The sequence below is a fragment of the Dietzia sp. 2505 genome (assembly GCF_040546785.1).
In the GTDB taxonomy this organism is placed as follows: Bacteria; Actinomycetota; Actinomycetes; order Mycobacteriales; family Mycobacteriaceae; genus Dietzia.
Window position 1 is genome coordinate 312,345 of sequence record NZ_JBEPON010000004.1, and the last position, 14,420, is coordinate 326,764.

The 14,420-nt window shown below is 72.0% G+C and carries 16 protein-coding genes; 8 read left to right on the forward strand and 8 right to left on the reverse strand.

The genetic code is table 11. The annotated features are described in order from the left end of the window. Positions 1-15: 15 nt before the first annotated feature. On the reverse strand, positions 16-1,068 hold the full coding sequence (disA, locus tag ABIE38_RS10495) for a DNA integrity scanning diadenylate cyclase DisA (RefSeq protein ID WP_354056022.1): 1,053 nt from the start codon (positions 1,066-1,068) through the stop codon (positions 16-18). Between the two features lie 52 nt (positions 1,069-1,120). Continuing rightward, positions 1,121-1,684: a hypothetical protein gene (locus ABIE38_RS10500; protein ID WP_354056024.1), complete on the reverse strand. Its 564-nt coding sequence runs from the start codon at positions 1,682-1,684 to the stop codon at positions 1,121-1,123. 197 nt (positions 1,685-1,881) lie between these two features. On the opposite strand from ABIE38_RS10500, the gene ABIE38_RS10505 reads away from it, so the two are divergent. From ABIE38_RS10505 to rlmB, 5 genes are read left to right on the forward strand one after another with little or no spacing between them, the layout of a single operon-like run. Then, the gene (locus ABIE38_RS10505; protein ID WP_179524504.1) at positions 1,882-2,379 is read left to right on the forward strand and encodes a CarD family transcriptional regulator; all 498 of its coding nucleotides are present in this window, start codon (positions 1,882-1,884) and stop codon (positions 2,377-2,379) included. A gap of 29 nt (positions 2,380-2,408) precedes the next feature. Continuing rightward, the gene (ispD, locus tag ABIE38_RS10510; protein WP_354056026.1) at positions 2,409-3,227 is read left to right on the forward strand and encodes a 2-C-methyl-D-erythritol 4-phosphate cytidylyltransferase; all 819 of its coding nucleotides are present in this window, start codon (positions 2,409-2,411) and stop codon (positions 3,225-3,227) included. Beyond that, positions 3,224-3,706 carry a 2-C-methyl-D-erythritol 2,4-cyclodiphosphate synthase gene (gene ispF, locus ABIE38_RS10515; protein WP_354056028.1) on the forward strand — a complete coding sequence of 161 codons (483 nt, stop codon included), beginning with the start codon at positions 3,224-3,226 and terminating at the stop codon, positions 3,704-3,706. Before ispD ends, ispF begins: the two co-directional genes overlap by 4 nt. Positions 3,707-3,748: 42 nt before the next feature. Next, entirely contained in the window at positions 3,749-5,164 is a 1,416-nt protein-coding gene (gene cysS, locus ABIE38_RS10520; RefSeq protein ID WP_354056030.1) for a cysteine--tRNA ligase, read from the forward strand. A gap of 1 nt (position 5,165) precedes the next feature. Next, positions 5,166-6,134: a 23S rRNA (guanosine(2251)-2'-O)-methyltransferase RlmB gene (gene rlmB / locus ABIE38_RS10525; RefSeq protein ID WP_354056032.1), complete on the forward strand. Its 969-nt coding sequence runs from the start codon at positions 5,166-5,168 to the stop codon at positions 6,132-6,134. A 19-nt stretch (positions 6,135-6,153) separates the two neighbouring features. Here rlmB and ABIE38_RS10530 read toward each other — a convergent pair whose 3' ends face one another. From ABIE38_RS10530 to otsB, 5 genes are all read right to left on the reverse strand, one after another. Further along, on the reverse strand, positions 6,154-7,119 hold the full coding sequence (locus ABIE38_RS10530) for an aminoglycoside phosphotransferase family protein (RefSeq protein WP_354056034.1): 966 nt from the start codon (positions 7,117-7,119) through the stop codon (positions 6,154-6,156). Between the two features lie 204 nt (positions 7,120-7,323). After that, a complete protein-coding gene (locus ABIE38_RS10535) occupies positions 7,324-8,172 on the reverse strand; it encodes a metal ABC transporter permease (protein ID WP_354056036.1) in 849 nt (282 codons plus the stop codon). Further along, the gene (locus ABIE38_RS10540; protein ID WP_502914764.1) at positions 8,172-9,053 is read right to left on the reverse strand and encodes a metal ABC transporter ATP-binding protein; all 882 of its coding nucleotides are present in this window, start codon (positions 9,051-9,053) and stop codon (positions 8,172-8,174) included. The genes ABIE38_RS10535 and ABIE38_RS10540 overlap by 1 nt, the downstream gene beginning before the upstream one ends. Beyond that, positions 9,043-10,158: a metal ABC transporter solute-binding protein, Zn/Mn family gene (locus tag ABIE38_RS10545; protein ID WP_354056039.1), complete on the reverse strand. Its 1,116-nt coding sequence runs from the start codon at positions 10,156-10,158 to the stop codon at positions 9,043-9,045. Before ABIE38_RS10545 ends, ABIE38_RS10540 begins: the two co-directional genes overlap by 11 nt. Positions 10,159-10,249: 91 nt before the next feature. After that, on the reverse strand, positions 10,250-11,080 hold the full coding sequence (gene otsB, locus ABIE38_RS10550; protein ID WP_354056041.1) for a trehalose-phosphatase: 831 nt from the start codon (positions 11,078-11,080) through the stop codon (positions 10,250-10,252). A gap of 134 nt (positions 11,081-11,214) precedes the next feature. Between otsB and ABIE38_RS10555 the strand changes: the two genes are divergently transcribed. Together ABIE38_RS10555 and ABIE38_RS10560 are read left to right on the forward strand one after the other, a co-directional pair. Further along, positions 11,215-12,687, forward strand: coding sequence for an amidase (locus tag ABIE38_RS10555; RefSeq protein WP_354056043.1), 1,473 nt, complete (start codon positions 11,215-11,217; stop codon positions 12,685-12,687). Then, positions 12,684-13,385 (forward strand): GntR family transcriptional regulator, encoded by a 702-nt coding sequence (locus tag ABIE38_RS10560; protein WP_354056045.1) that lies wholly within the window; start codon positions 12,684-12,686, stop codon positions 13,383-13,385. Before ABIE38_RS10555 ends, ABIE38_RS10560 begins: the two co-directional genes overlap by 4 nt. Positions 13,386-13,394: 9 nt before the next feature. Here ABIE38_RS10560 and ABIE38_RS10565 read toward each other — a convergent pair whose 3' ends face one another. Further along, the gene (locus tag ABIE38_RS10565; protein WP_354056046.1) at positions 13,395-14,012 is read right to left on the reverse strand and encodes a helix-turn-helix transcriptional regulator; all 618 of its coding nucleotides are present in this window, start codon (positions 14,010-14,012) and stop codon (positions 13,395-13,397) included. A gap of 94 nt (positions 14,013-14,106) precedes the next feature. On the opposite strand from ABIE38_RS10565, the gene ABIE38_RS10570 reads away from it, so the two are divergent. Continuing rightward, a complete protein-coding gene (locus ABIE38_RS10570) occupies positions 14,107-14,379 on the forward strand; it encodes a WhiB family transcriptional regulator (protein WP_354056047.1) in 273 nt (90 codons plus the stop codon). Positions 14,380-14,420: the final 41 nt, after the last annotated feature.

Here is a 14,420-nt window from a genome sequence, read left to right on the forward strand (position 1 = left end):
CTCGGACGCCGTTACCTAGGTCGAGCCGAGGCCGGTGAGCCACTGGCGCACGTGGCGGGCCCACAGGGCGCCCACCCCCTCCACGTCGGCGAAGTCGGTCTGTTCGGCTGCCAGCAGCGCCGGAACCGAGCCGAACCTCTCCACCAGGGCGGAGATCTGCACGGGTCGGAGTCTGGGGATGTGCGCGAGCATCCGGTGCCCCCGTGCGGTGACGTGCTCGTCGAGGTCCTCCGGCTCCGCGGGCAGCCCCAGGCAGCGCGCGACGGGGCCGGGCAGGAGCAGGTCGGCGTCGGTCAGGGCGGCCAGCCGTTCGAGCCCGTTCGTCACCTGGTCGGCGGTCGGGACCGTGCTCCCGCCCGCGGGGTCCACGGCGAGGTGATCGGCGACCAGGCCCCACAGCTCGTCCGGGGTGTCGGCCAGCAGCTCCTCCAGCTGGAGGGTGGTCTGGCGGCCGTACTCCCCCATCTCCACGGTGAGTTCGGCCAGCTCCGCGCCGAGACGATCCAGACGGATCAGGCGTTGCGCCATCGTCACCACGTCGCGGACGGACGCGTAGCCACCGATCTCCGCGCGGTCGAGCCGGGCGCGGGCCCGGGCGGTGCGGGCGCCGTGGCGCTCCATGGTGGCCACGGTCTGATCCGCGCGCGCCAGCAGCACCACGGGGTCGGCCAGGACCCGCGCCTGGCCGCCGGCGTAGACGGTGACGGTGGTCATCGAGGCGGAGACAGCCACGGACGGGACCCCGGTGTGCAGCGCGGTGCGCTCGGCTGCCCGGTGCCGGGTCCCGGTCTCCACCGCCGGGAGGGAGGGATCCGGGACCAGGTGGACGTTGGCATGGGTGATGCGCTCGCCGTCCGTGGACAGGACCACGGCGCCGTCCATCTTGCTCAGTTCGCGCAGCCTCGCCGGGGTGAACTCGACGTCGAGCGAGACGCCGCCGTCGCAGATCTCCCGGACGGCGGGGTCGTCGCCCAGCACGACGAGACCGCCGGTTCCGGAGCGCCGGATGCGGTCCAGCGCGTCACGGAGCGGCGTCCCCGGGGCCAGACGGCGGAGAACGGCGCGCACGGCCGCGTCGGCGGGGGAGCCGTCAGCCGCGCGGGCGGACAGGGCGGACGTCTCAGTGCCCCTCGGAGTGGGTCTCGACCGGACGGGTGTACTCGTCGCTGGCCGGGACCTCGGCGATGACGGCTGCCGCCATCTCGATCTGGTCGCCGTTGGAGAAGGAGACGGTGGCCGGCACCGAGGTGCCGATCTGGAGGTCGTCCGCACCGGGGAGGGTGGCGGTGGTCCGCTCGACGCAGAGGTCGTCCCCGGCGGGGACGGGCTCTGCGTCCTCCGCCGCGGAGACGACCAGTGAACACCCGCGCTCGAGGGGCTGCGACTCGTCGATCTGCGCCTCGATCCCGTCGATCTCGAGACGGTCGAGGGAGATCGACTCGCCCAGGCCGGTACCGGTGAAGGAGGCGACGAACCCGAGACGCGCCTCCCCCTCCTCGGGGAGGACCACCACGAGGTCGTTGACGTACAGCTCTCCCGCGGAACCCTGTCCACCGTCCACCGCGGCGACCTGACCGGCCGTCTGCGAGATCTGGCCGGCGCCACACGCGGACATACCGACGGCGGTACCCACGGCCAGGACTACGAGCGCGGTGCGGCGCAGGCCGGTGTTCGGTGAAGTCACGTCAGGCTCCTCGGGAGATGGTCGTTCTCAGGCCGGTCTCATCGTAGTCCACGGCCGGTCGTGACCGGCGTCAGAGTGCGCCCCTCGGACCCCCCGGATGAGCCGGTCGGGCCGTTCGGGTTGCTGACCTGCATAAACGGATAACCCCAGGGCTGAGGGCGTGCTAAGATGGCTCAGTCGAAAGGGGAAAGCCACTCATGGAGTTCAAGGTCGGCGACACTGTCGTCTACCCGCATCACGGCGCCGCAAGTATCCAGGCGATCGAGATGCGGACGGTCAAGGGCACCGAGAAGGAATACCTCGTCCTCAAGGTTTCACAGGGCGATCTCACGGTCCGGGTTCCGGCCGAGAACGCCGAATACGTGGGCGTGCGCGACGTGGTGGACGAGGCGGGGCTCGACAAGGTCTTCGACGTCCTGCGTACCGAGCACGCCGAGGAGCCGACCAACTGGTCGCGCCGCTACAAGGCGAACGGCGAGAAGCTGGCCTCGGGGGACGTGAACAAGGTCGCCGAGGTCGTCCGCGACCTGTGGCGCCGCGACCTGGACCGGGGTCTGTCCGCCGGCGAGAAGCGCATGCTCGCCAAGGCGCGGCAGGTGCTGGTCGGCGAACTCGCGCTGGCCGACCGCGCGGACGAGCACCGTGCGGACGAGCTCCTCGAGCAGGTCCTGGCCGCCGCGGCCGCGCCGGCCTGACGCGACCTTCGCGAGTGACCCGGTCCTCTGTGGCGCGGAACGCTTCCAGTGGCCACCCGGCCCCCACGGGCAGGGTGGCCGCCGTCGTTCCCGCGGCGGGGTCCGGACTACGGCTGGGAGCCGGGGTGCCCAAGGCCTTCGTCGAGGTGTCGGGTCGGACGATGCTCGAACGGGCCGTCGCCGGCTTGCTGGCCAGCGGGGCCGTCGACGACGTTGTGGTGGTGGTCCCGGACGACCGCGTCGGCGAGTCGGAGGCGCTGCTCGCCCCTCTCCGGACTGGGGACCACCTCGTCGTCGTCACCACGGGCGGCGCGCAGCGCACCGACTCGGTGCGCAACGGCCTGGCGGCTCTCACCGCCGGCCTCCCGCGGTCCGGCACGTCGGTGCACGACGTCGTCCTGGTCCACGACGCGGCGCGCTGCCTCACCCCCGCGGGCCCCATCGTGCGGGTGGTGGAGGCGGTCCGGTCGGGAGAGGGCGCGGTGGTGCCCGTCCTCCCCGTGGTCGACACCGTCAAGGAGATCGACGCCGCCGGATACGTGGTGGGCACGCCCGACCGCGCCGCCCTCCGCGCCGTCCAGACGCCGCAGGGCTTCGCGCCCGACGTGCTGCTGGCCGCCTACGACGCGGCCGGGGACGTGGCCACCGACGACGCGGGGCTGGTGGAGCGGCTGGGCGGGGCGGTGGCGACCGTCGACGGTGACCCGCTCGCCTTCAAGATCACCACGGCGTCGGACCACGTCCGTGCCCTGGAGGAAGTCCGTGCCATGGAAGAAATCCGTGCCCTGGAAGAAGTCGGCGCACCGCAGAAGCTCGGTGCACGCGTTAACCCGGAGGAGCATCCGTGACCGGACCCGTGATCCCGCGCGTCGGCATCGGCACCGACGCCCACCAGGTACAACCCGGCAAGCGATGCATGATGGCCTGCCTGCACTTCCCGGACGACCACGGGTGCGAGGGGCACTCCGACGGCGACGTGGTGGCCCACGCCGTGGTCGACGCGCTCCTGTCCGCGGCCGGTCTCGGTGACCTCGGCACCCTGGTCGGCACCGGTCGTCCCGAGTACGACGACGTCTCGGGTGAACGGCTCCTGCGCGAGGCGGTGGCGGAACTCGCCGAACACGGGTGGGCGATCGGGAACGCCGCCGTGCAGATGGTGGGCAATCGCCCCAAGATGGGCCCGCGGCGGGTCGAGGCGGAGGAGACGCTGTCGGCGATCATCGGGGCCCCGGTCTCCGTGTCGGCCACCACGACCGACGGGATGGGCTTCACCGGTCGCGGCGAGGGGGTCTCCGCCGTGGCGACGGCCCTGGTCTTCCGGAGCTGACGAAGCGGGCGGGAGGGTGTGACACCGGTAGACTCGCTACCCGTGACGCTCCATCTGTACGACACCGCCACCCGCTCCCTCCGGGAGTTCACCCCAGTCCGGGAGGGGCACGCGTCCGTCTACCTCTGTGGAGCCACCCCCCAGTCCGTTCCGCACATCGGCCACGTCCGGTCCGGGGTCGCCTTCGACGTCCTGCGTCGCTGGTTGCTGGCCACGGGCTACGACGTGGCGTTCGTCCGCAACGTCACCGATATCGACGACAAGATCCTCACCAAGGCCGCCGAGAACGGTCGGCCGTGGTGGGAATGGGTCGCCACGCACGAACGCGAGTTCACCAGGGCCTACGACGCCCTCGGGGTCCTGCCGCCGTCCACCGAACCGCGGGCGACCGGACACGTGACGCAGATGATCGACTACATGGAGCGGCTCATCGAGCGCGGCTTCGCCTATCCGGCCGAGGGCAGCGTCTACTTCGACGTGGCCGCCTGGTCGGCCGCTCCGGAGGGCGACTACGGCCACCTCTCGGGGCACCGCCTCGACGAGGTCGACCAGGGTGAGGCGGCCAACCTGCGCGGCAAGCGCGACCCGCGAGACTTCGCGCTGTGGAAGGCGGCCAAGCCGGGGGAGCCCAGTTGGCCCACCCCGTGGGGCGAGGGCCGTCCGGGCTGGCACCTCGAGTGCTCGGCCATGGCGACCTGGTACCTCGGTGGGACCTTCGACATCCACGGCGGTGGTCTGGACCTGCAGTTCCCGCACCACGAGAACGAGGCGGCGCAGTCCCACGCGGCCGGGGACGGCTTCGCCCGCTACTGGCTGCACAACGGCTGGGTCACCATGGCGGGGGAGAAGATGAGCAAATCGCTGGGAAACGTGCTCAGCGTGCCCAACATCCTCACCGCGGTGCGGCCCGTCGAGCTGCGCTACTACCTCGGCAGCGCCCACTACCGGTCGATGCTCGAGTATTCGCCGGAGGCACTGCAGGAAGCTGCCGCCGGGTACCGGAGGATCGAGGCGTTCGTGCGGCGCGTCACCGAGGCCGGCGTCGAGGTGCCCGTGGGTGACTGGACCGACGGCTTCGCCGCGGCGATGAACGACGATCTCGGGGTTCCCGCCGCACTGGCGGAGATCCACGGACGGGTGCGCGAGGGGAACACCGCCCTGGCGTCCGGCGACCTCGACGCCGCGCTGACCGCCGCGTCGGCCGTCCGGGCGATGACGGCGGTGTTGGGCGTCGATCCCCTCGATCCCCACTGGGTGGCCGACGGTGGCACGGACGACGCCGCGACGACAGCGCTCGACTCGCTCGTGCGCGCAGAGCTCGAGGCGCGCGATACCGCGCGTTCGAACAAGGACTTCGCCACCGCCGACGCCATCCGGGACCGTCTGGTCTCGGCGGGCGTCGAGGTGGCAGATACCGCGGACGGCCAGAGATGGTCGCTCGCCAACCGGAAGGACTGACATGGCGGGCAATTCGAGCCGACGCGGGGCGATCCGCAAGACCGGCACCAAGAAGGGCCAGGTCGTCGGATCCGGCGGCCAACGGCGGCGGGGTCTCGAGGCCCGGGGCGCCACCCCCAAGGCCGAGGACCGCACGTATCACTCCGCGCACCGCAAGGCCAAGGCCGCATCGCGGAAAGCGGAGACCACCCAGCAGCGGCGCCGGTATGCGGAGAAGCAGGCCGATGGCCCGGAGTACGTGGTGGGGCGCAACCCGGTGGTGGAGTGCCTCCGGGCCGGCGTGCCCGCGACCGCGCTGTACGTCGCGGTCGGCTCTGACGCCGACGAGCGACTGACCGAGGCCGTCCACCTGGCCGCGAACAAGGGCATCTCGATTCTCGAGGTGCCGCGCACCGACCTCGACCGCATGGTGTCGAACGGGATGCACCAGGGCATCGGGCTCCAGGTGCCTCCGTACCAGTACACCGATCCCAAGGACCTCCTCGACATCGCGATGGGTGCATCCGAACCCGCGCTGCTCGTGGCCCTGGACAACATCACCGACACCCGCAACCTCGGCGCGGTCATCCGTTCGGTCGCCGCGTTCGGTGGGCACGGCGTCCTCATCCCCGAGCGGCGCAGCGCGTCCATAACGGCCGTGGCGTGGCGCGCCTCGGCCGGTGCCGCCGCCCGGCTGCCGGTCGCGCGCGCGACCAACCTCAACCGCACGCTCCTGGACTGGGCTAAGTCCGGTGTGCAGCTCGTGGGCCTGGACGCCGACGGCGACACCACCCTGGACACCTACGACGGCACCGGCCCCACGGTCGTGGTGGTGGGCTCCGAGGGCAAGGGCCTCTCGCGGCTGGTGCGCGAGAACTGCGACTCTATCCTCTCGATCCCGATCTCCGGAGGAGTGGAGAGCCTCAACGCCTCGGTCGCCGCCGGCGTGGTGCTCTCCGAGTTCGCCCGCCAGCGTCGCGTGAAGGGCTGACGGGCACCTCGGCTCGTGCTCAGGCCGGCGGGCGTCGCGGCGATCGACAGCGATCGAAGGTCGCCCGCGCGTACTCCCACGTCTCCTCGCCGTAGTACAGGTGACCGACGACCATGTAGAGCCCGGCGAACCGCTGGTAGGTCCACGCCCGGTCGAGGAAGGTCGAGTCGATCCTGCCGACATAGCGCGCGAGCACGTCGTCGACGAAGCGTGGGCCGTACTCGTACAGCTCGGCGAAGTCGACCGCCGGGTCGCCGATGCACATGTCGGTGAAGTCGATGAGCCCCAGCCGGCCCGGAGACGTCCGCTGATCCCAGTACAGGTGACGGACGTAGACGTCGTTGTGCACGAAGACCCTGGGCAGCAGGGTGGACTGGAGCGCGGCGACCTCGTCACAGATCTCCTGCGCGGTCCGCATCTCGTCCTCGGTGAACACCGCCGGGAGGTCGTGTTCCACGATCCCCCGCACGAAGTCCAGGTTCTCGGGTTGGTAGGAGTCCGGGACCCGGTCCAGCGGCGGTGTGGAGGTGTCGGCCGCGTGCAGCGCCGCCAGCAGCGCCCCGAGCTGCCCGGCCACCGACGTTCTGTCCGTCGTGGGCAGAGCGCGGAGTAGCTCGGGGGTCAGCCTGTCCCCGCCCACCAGTGGGTACCCCGCGAAGCCGCCGCCCGACGGGAGGTGGGTGTACCGGGGGATCGCGGCGTCGACACCGGGGGACAGGTGGTCGAGGACGGCGATCTCCTGCGGGAGCTGGGCGAGCGCCTGCTCATCCGTCGGGAACCGGAACACCAGGTCCCGGTGTCCCAGGGCGTCGGCCCCGCGGCAGCCGCGGCACAGGACCACCACGTGGTCCCAGCCCTCGTCGATCCACTGCGCCGAGTCCCAGGCGAGCGTCGGGAACGCGGCGCGGATCGCATCGAGTTCGGCCGTGCGGTCAGCCGGGGAGGCGGAGTCGCGGTCTCGGTCGGGGTCTCGGGCGGCGGGCACCCGTCCGACGGTAGTCACTCGGCCCCGCCCAGCAATCCGCTACCCCGTTGAGAGGATCGCCACGCGGAATCGGATAGCGGGCCGCACAGCGGAGTAACGGATTCCCCGGGCCGGGCCGGGACCGGGCCGGGGCCGGGGCCGGGGCCGGGTCCGGGGCTGAGGCCGGGGCCGGGGCCGGGTCCGGGGCTGAGGCCGGGGGCGGGCTCAGCGCCGGAGTGCCGCGACCGCCCGGCACGCCAGGTAGATGACGAAGGAGATCGTGGTGACGAACACCGAGACGGGCACCCCGGGCGCGAGCGAGAGCAGCATCCCGCCGACCGCGGCGATCTGGGCGAACAGAATCGTCAGGGCGATCGCGCGCCCGGGGCTCGAGGTGACGGCGGCCGCGGCCGCAGCCGGAGTGATGAGCAGCGAGAGCACGAGCAGCGCACCGACCACCTGGACGGCCTGAGCGGCAGCGAGTCCCACCAGTACCGCGAAGATCAGGTTGATCGCGCGCACGGGAACGCCGCGCGCCTCGGCGACCTCGGGGTCCGCGGAGGAGAAGACCAGCGGACGGTAGAGCGCGATCAACGTGACGCAGATGATCGCCGCGACCACCGCCATCTGGGCCACGCCGTGTTCCGACACGCCCACGATCTGCCCGGTCAGCAGGGAAAAACTGGTTCCCGACCGGCCCGGGTAGAGGTGGATGAACAGCACGGCCATGCCGAGGCCGAACGCCATGACCACGCCGATCGAACTGTCGCGTTGGGAGGCGCGGGCGCCCATGAGTCCGAAGATCAGCGCGGCCACCACGGATCCGAGGATCGCACCCAGGCCCAGGTTCAGGCCGAACAGCAGTGCGGCGGCGGCGCCGGTGAGGGCGAGTTCGCTGGCCCCGTGCACGGAGAACGACATCTGCCGCATCACGATGAACGGACCGATCGCCCCGGCCAGCAGGCCGAGCAGCGCGATCGCGACCAGTCCGTAGAGCACGAAGTCCTGGCGGAGCAGGTGCGCGGTGACCTCGGTGTCGGCGATCGTCCCGGCGATCTCGAGCAGGCGGTCCATCAGTGCGCTCCGGGGTGGGTGTCGTCGTGATGGTGGTGGCCCGTGGACCAGGGTTCGGCGCAGAGGTGCTGGGTATCGCCCACCACGATGATCTGGCCACGGACCCGCAGCACCTCGACGGGCGAGGAGTAGAGGTCGGACATGACCTCGGTGGTGAACACCTCCTCCGGGGTGCCGATGCGGTGGCGCCCGTCCACGAGGTAGACGATCCGGTCGACCATCGGCAGGACCGGGTTGATCTCGTGGGTGACGAAGAGGACCGCGGTGCCGTGGTGACGGCGCCGGTCGTCGAGCACCGAGGCGACGGTGCGCTGGCCGGTGAGGTCGAGGCTCAGCAGCGGCTCGTCGCAGAGCATGACGCACGGGTCGCAGGCGATGGCCTGGGCCACCCGGACGCGTTGCTGCTCGCCGCCGGACATCCGACCGAGTGGCTTGTCCGCCAGTCGTCCGGCGCCCAGGCGGTCCAGCGCGTGGTCGACCACCCGACGCTTCTCGCCGCGTCGGGACGGCCACCCCGGACCCCAGCGGGTGCCGTCGATCCCGAGTCCCACCAGGTCACGTCCGCGCAGGGTGATCCCGGGGTCGAACGCCTTCTGCTGGGGCACGTACCCCAGGTGGGTTCCTCGGTCACCGGGGGCGCGGCAGTCGACCAGCACGGTGCCGGAATCGGGTGCCAGCTCGCCGAGGAGCACCTTGAGCAGGGTCGTCTTGCCGGCCCCGTTGGGGCCGAGGACCGCGACGAACTCCCCGGCGGCCACCTCGAGGTCGAGATCGCGGATGAGGGTGCGCCCGCCGCGGGAGACCGTCACCGATTCCAGAGAGACGACCGGCCCGGGGCCGGGTTCGCCGCGGAAGTGGGATGACACCTGGTCAGTGTCCACCGTCGGCGACCGGGGTCGCGCCGTCGAGGGCCGAGGACAGCGAGTCGACGATCCCCGTCATCCACGTGGTGTAGTCCATGCCCTCGGGGAGTGTCTCGGTGAGCTCGACGACGGCGACGTCCGCGGACTCGGCAGCGTCACGGACGCGGGCGGTCACGGTGGTCTCGGTCTGGGTGTTGAACGCGAGGAACGCGACCTCCCGCTCGCCCATCAGGTCGAGCATGGCGGAGAGGTCGGCCGCGGACGGGTCGGTGTCGTCCTCGATCGAGGCCAGGAATCCGCGCGGCGTCAGGTCGACCATGTGGGCGGCGTCGAACAGGTGGGCGCCGACCCGCTCGGTCTGGGCGTAGGGGAAGTGCCCGCGGTCGTGGATCGCGTCGAGCTCGGCCTCGAGGGGGGCGAGGGAGTCGGCGAACCGGCTGGCGTTCTCGCGGTACTCCTCGGCGTTCTCCTCGTCGATCGTCGCCAGCTCCTCGGCCACCCGTTCGGCCACGGCGGCCGCGGTGGGCAGGCTGAACCAGACGTGCTCGTTGGTGTCGGACGAGTGGTCGTGGTCGTCGTGGGCGTCGTCTGATCCGTGGTCGTCGTGCCCGTCCTCGGCACCGTGGCCGTCGTGATCGTCATCGTGCCCGTGATCGTCATCGTGGCCGTGATCGTCCGCACCGTGATCGTCGCCGTGGGAGTGTTCGGCGATCTCCTCGCCGGTGACGCGCTCGTACTCGTCGACCGCCCGGACCACGGGGATGTCCGAGGTGTTCTCCAGGGCCCGGTCCACGAAGGAGTCGTACCCGGCGCCGTTGTAGACCACGAGGTCCGCGCCGGTGACCGCTGCCGCGTCGGCCGGGCTCGCCTCGTAGGAGTGCGGGTCGGCGGCCGGGTCGGAGATCACGGCCTCGACTGTCGCGTTGTCTCCGGCCACCTGCTCGGCGATGTCGGCGTAGACGCTCGTGGAGGCCACGACGGTCGGTCCGGTGGCCGTGGCGCCGTCGCCGGCACCGTCCTCCGACCCGCAGGCGGTCAGGACGGCCCCTCCGAGGAGCGCGGCGGCGGCGATCGCCGCGGCCCGGGTTGATAGGGGGGTGCGGGACAGGCTGGATGACGACATGGCGAAGACCGCTCTCGTAGCAATGGGAACCGTTGTCGTTAAGTGTATGTTGATCCTCGCCGTCGGGGTCAACCGCGGGGTGGCCCGGAGGTCAGCCCCGCAGTTCGGCGAGCCGGGAGAGCAGCCCCACCACCGCGAGGATGTCGGCCACGCGGTGTGCGGCGAGAGTCCGGCCGTCCCCGACCTTGATCCCGACATCCCCGTCGCGGAGGCGCGCGAAACCCCGCTCGTCGGTCACGTCGTCGCCGATGAAGATCGCGATCTCCGCACCGGTCTGGTCGACCAGCCTCTCGATCGCCGCGCCCTTGCTCGCCTCGCGGACCGCGATCTCCACGACGTTCTTGCCCTCGGTCACGAACACGCCGTCGAGGGCGGCGGGTCCGGCCATCGCCTCGGCCATCGCCCGCTGGCGCAGGGCCGGGTCCTCGACCGGGCGGACGTGCAGGACGGCGGCCGTGGGCTTGGTCTCGACGTGGGCACCGGGGGTGCGCGAGACGATCTCGGAGAGCTCGGAACCCACACGGTCGAGCCGGGCGAGCTCGTCGTCGTCCAGAGGCGTGTCGAACCCGCCCTCCCACTCCGACCCGTGGCTGCCCACCAGGACCACAGGCGCGACGGCGCCGCTCACCCGGGCCAGTGCCTCACGGTTGCGGCCGGACAACAGGGCGACCGTGGTCCGCGGCAGCCCGGCGAGACGACCGAGGGCGTCGATGGCGCCGGGTGCCGGGACGGCGAGGGTCGGGTCGTCGACGAACGGCGCCAGGGTTCCGTCGTAGTCGCACGCGATCACCAGGGTGGGCGCCTGTGCCGCGCGGCGCAGGGCATCGGTGAGCTCGGGGGACAGGTCGACGGCGGCAGGGGAGGCGACGTCCGGGCGGAGGGCGGACCGCCCGTCAGGGGTGGCGTGGTCGGCTGGGGTCATGGCACCCAGGTTAGAAGGCCGGCCCGCTCCGGGTGTGGTGTCCGGTGACGCACCCGCGGCGTTGGAGAGACCGGCGTGTTGACGGATCGGTCGCCGACTGTAGGATTGTCGACAATCCGACGGAAGGTGGATGGATGACCACGTCCCTGACGGCCCTGGAACTCGCCGAGCGCTTCCGCAGCGGCGCGTTGTCCCCGGTCGACGCCGCGCAACACGCCCTCGAGGCGATCGAACGGGTCGACGGCGAGATCAACGCCTTCTGCCGCCTCGATTCCGAGGCGACCCTCGCGGCCGCCCGTCGAGCGGAGGACCGCTACCGGCGGGGTGAGCCCCTCGGTCCGATCGACGGCGTCCCCACCTCGATCAAGGACATCTTCTACACCCGTGGGGTGCCGACGCTGCGCGGTTCGCGCCTGCTCGCCGACAAGCCCGGTGCCGCCGACCCCGGGTCGTGGCCCGACGACGCCCCGGTGACCTCGGCCGTGCACGAGGCCGGCTGCGTGGTGATCGGCAAGACCACCACCCCGGAGTTCGCGTGGAAGGGGGTCACAGACAACACCCTCACCGGTATCACCCGCAACCCCCACGACCCCGACCTCACCCCGGGTGGCTCCAGTGGCGGCGCGTCGGCGGCCGTCGCCGCCGGTCTCGGTCCCCTCGCCCTGGGCACCGACGGCGGCGGCTCGGTCCGGATCCCCGCCGCGTTCTGCGGGATCGTCGCGCTCAAACCCACGTACGGCGTGATCCCCATGTTCCCGTCGAGTCCGTTCGGCACGCTCGCCCACGCCGGACCGATGACCCGGACCGTCGCCGACACCGCCGCGTTCATGGACGCGCTGCTGCGCCCTGACCCCCGGGACTGGTCGGCGGTCCCGGCCCGCGCCACGACCCCCGGCCCGGGCGGGTACCTCGCCGCGGCCACCGAGGGCGCCGGCGGGGATCGTCCGCTCGAGGGTCTGCGCGTCGCGTACAGCGCCGACCTGGGCTTCGGGACCAACGACCCCGAGGTGGAGCGAGAGGTCACGCGTGCGGTCGGCGTCCTTGAGTCGCTGGGCGCGCGGGTGGACTCGGTCGATCCCGGGGTCGACGATCCCGTCGACGCCTTCCACGTGCTGTGGTTCGCCGGTCTCGCCGCGGTGCTCGCGCCGCACGGCCCGGACGCGATCGACCACGTCGACCCGTCGATGCGGGAGGCGTTGGGTCGCTACCACGACTACTCCGCGGCCGACTATCTCGACGCGGTGGCGGTCCGGATGGCGTTGGGCGCCCGGATGGCGGACTTCCACCAGGGATACGACATCCTCATCACGCCCACCACCCCGATCCCCGCGTTCGCCGCCGGGTCGGATGTGCCCCCGGGGTGGCACAGTCCCGACTGGACCTCGTGGACCCCGTACACCTACCCGTTCAACATGACCCAGCAACCGGCGCTGAGCCTGCCCTGCGGGACCACGGACGCGGGGCTGCCGGTGGGGATCCAGATCGTGGGCGCACGGTTCGACGACCGCCAGGTCGTGCGAGTCGGCGCGGCGCTCGAGGCGGCGCTGGGACGGGTCGTGCCCACCCCACGGATCCACGCGGCTGCCGCCGGGGGTACCGGGGGATGACCGCGATCGGACCGGACCCCGGTCCGGAGGCCGCCGCCGGGCTGGAACCGGTCGTCCGGGAATCGACCCCCGCGCTCATCGCGCGCACCCTCCGCCGCGCGATCTCTGACGGCACCTTCCCCCCGGGCGCGCAGCTCGGGGAGGCCGCGCTGGCTCGCTCGCTCGGGGTGAGTCGCGGGCCGCTGCGGGAGGCCATGCAGCGGCTGACCCAGGAGGGGCTGCTCGTCTCGCACCGCAACCGGGGGCTCTTCGTCCCGGACCTCTCCGCCGAGGCGGTCGAGGACATGTACCTCTTGCGGACGACCGTCGAGACCGCCGCGTTGGACCGGGTGCTCGCGCTGGGGTGGGGAGTCGACACCGCCGACGCGCTCGACGCCGCCGTCGCCGCGATGGCGTCCCTCGCCGACGAGCCACGGTCGGAGGCCATGGTCGCGGCGGACCTCGACTTCCACCACGTCCTGGTCGAGGCGGCCCGGAGCCCCCGCCTGTCGCGGGTGCACGAGACGGTGCTGGTCGAGACCAGCATGTGCCTGCACGCCATGCGCGGCACCTACTCGGACGCGGAGTCCAGGCTCGCCGAACACCGCGCGATCGCCGACGCCGTGCGGGCCGGGGACCCGGATCGGGCCGGGGAGTTGCTGGTCGACCACATGAGGGACGGGCTCGCCCGGGTCCGCGCGGGCGGCGCGACCGCGTGAGTGCGGCGGTCAGCGGGAGACCGCGAGCCCGCTGCGCATCGCCCACGCCACCGCCTGCGGCCTGGTGGTCACACCGATCTTGCGGTAGGCCTCCCGGATGTAGGTCTTGACCGTGTTGATCGACAGGTAGCAGTCCGCGGCGATCTCCTCGTTTGACCGGCCCTGGGCGATCAGCGCGAGCATCTCCGACTCGCGGGGGGTCAGGCCCACGTCGCCGGTCGGCCACAGCCCGGCGGACGTGACCTCACCGTCGCGGCCGAGTAGGCGCACCCGCTCACCCGCCGCGATCCGTTCCACGGCCCCGACCAGATCTTCGCCGGACAGTGATTTGGACAGATAGCCCGTCGCCCCCGAGGCGAACGCCTCGTCGACCGCGCGCGGGTCGGTGACGAACGAGTAGACGGCCACGGCCCCGATCGCCGGGTCGAGGGCCAGGGCCGAACACCGGGCCTGCCAGTCCACCGGGGAGGCGAAGGTATCGAACAGCACCACGTCCACGGGCACACCGGCGCGGGCTCCGGGCCCGTTCACCACCACCTCCACGCGGCCGGGATACGCGGCGAGCAGCGCGTGCACACCTGCGATGACCAGCGTGTAGTCGTTCTCCACCGAGACCCTGACCGACATCTGGAAACTCTAACAGTTGTGACCCATCCCACCCCTGCGGGTGTGCCGAACACCCTCGAGCGTGAAAGAAGCTGGTTCCGACGGGGGGAGTGCCATGACGACCGCGACGAGAAGGATCGACGAACGATGGGCCTGGGCAGAGCACGGGATGTGCCAGGACGTACCGGACCTGTTCTACAACGCCGAGAACGAGTCGAAGAGCCTGCGCCGGCGTAAGGAGACGGCGGCCAAGAAGCTCTGTGCGCAGTGCCCGGTCATCAAGGAGTGTCGGGCCCACGCCGTGGCCCACCGCGAGCTCTACGGCGTCTGGGGCGGGATGTCCGAGGCCGAGCGGCACCGGCTCGCCGGGCGGGTCCGCACCGGCTGACCGCCCACCGCTGGACCGCCCACCGCTGGATCGCCCACCGC

What these genes read in the sequence shown, in the direction of transcription:
- ABIE38_RS10505 (WP_179524504.1), top strand. Translation starts at nt 1,882, where the DNA reads ATGGAGTTCAAGGTCGGCGACACTGTCGTCTACCCGCATCACGGCGCC.
- rlmB (WP_354056032.1), top strand. Translation starts at nt 5,166, where the DNA reads ATGGCGGGCAATTCGAGCCGACGCGGGGCGATCCGCAAGACCGGCACC.
- ABIE38_RS10535 (WP_354056036.1), bottom strand. Translation starts at nt 8,172, where the DNA reads ATGGACCGCCTGCTCGAGATCGCCGGGACGATCGCCGACACCGAGGTC.
- ABIE38_RS10545 (WP_354056039.1), bottom strand. Translation starts at nt 10,158, where the DNA reads ATGTCGTCATCCAGCCTGTCCCGCACCCCCCTATCAACCCGGGCCGCG.
- otsB (WP_354056041.1), bottom strand. Translation starts at nt 11,080, where the DNA reads ATGACCCCAGCCGACCACGCCACCCCTGACGGGCGGTCCGCCCTCCGC.
- ABIE38_RS10555 (WP_354056043.1), top strand. Translation starts at nt 11,215, where the DNA reads ATGACCACGTCCCTGACGGCCCTGGAACTCGCCGAGCGCTTCCGCAGC.
- ABIE38_RS10560 (WP_354056045.1), top strand. Translation starts at nt 12,684, where the DNA reads ATGACCGCGATCGGACCGGACCCCGGTCCGGAGGCCGCCGCCGGGCTG.
- ABIE38_RS10565 (WP_354056046.1), bottom strand. Translation starts at nt 14,012, where the DNA reads ATGTCGGTCAGGGTCTCGGTGGAGAACGACTACACGCTGGTCATCGCA.
- ABIE38_RS10570 (WP_354056047.1), top strand. Translation starts at nt 14,107, where the DNA reads ATGACGACCGCGACGAGAAGGATCGACGAACGATGGGCCTGGGCAGAG.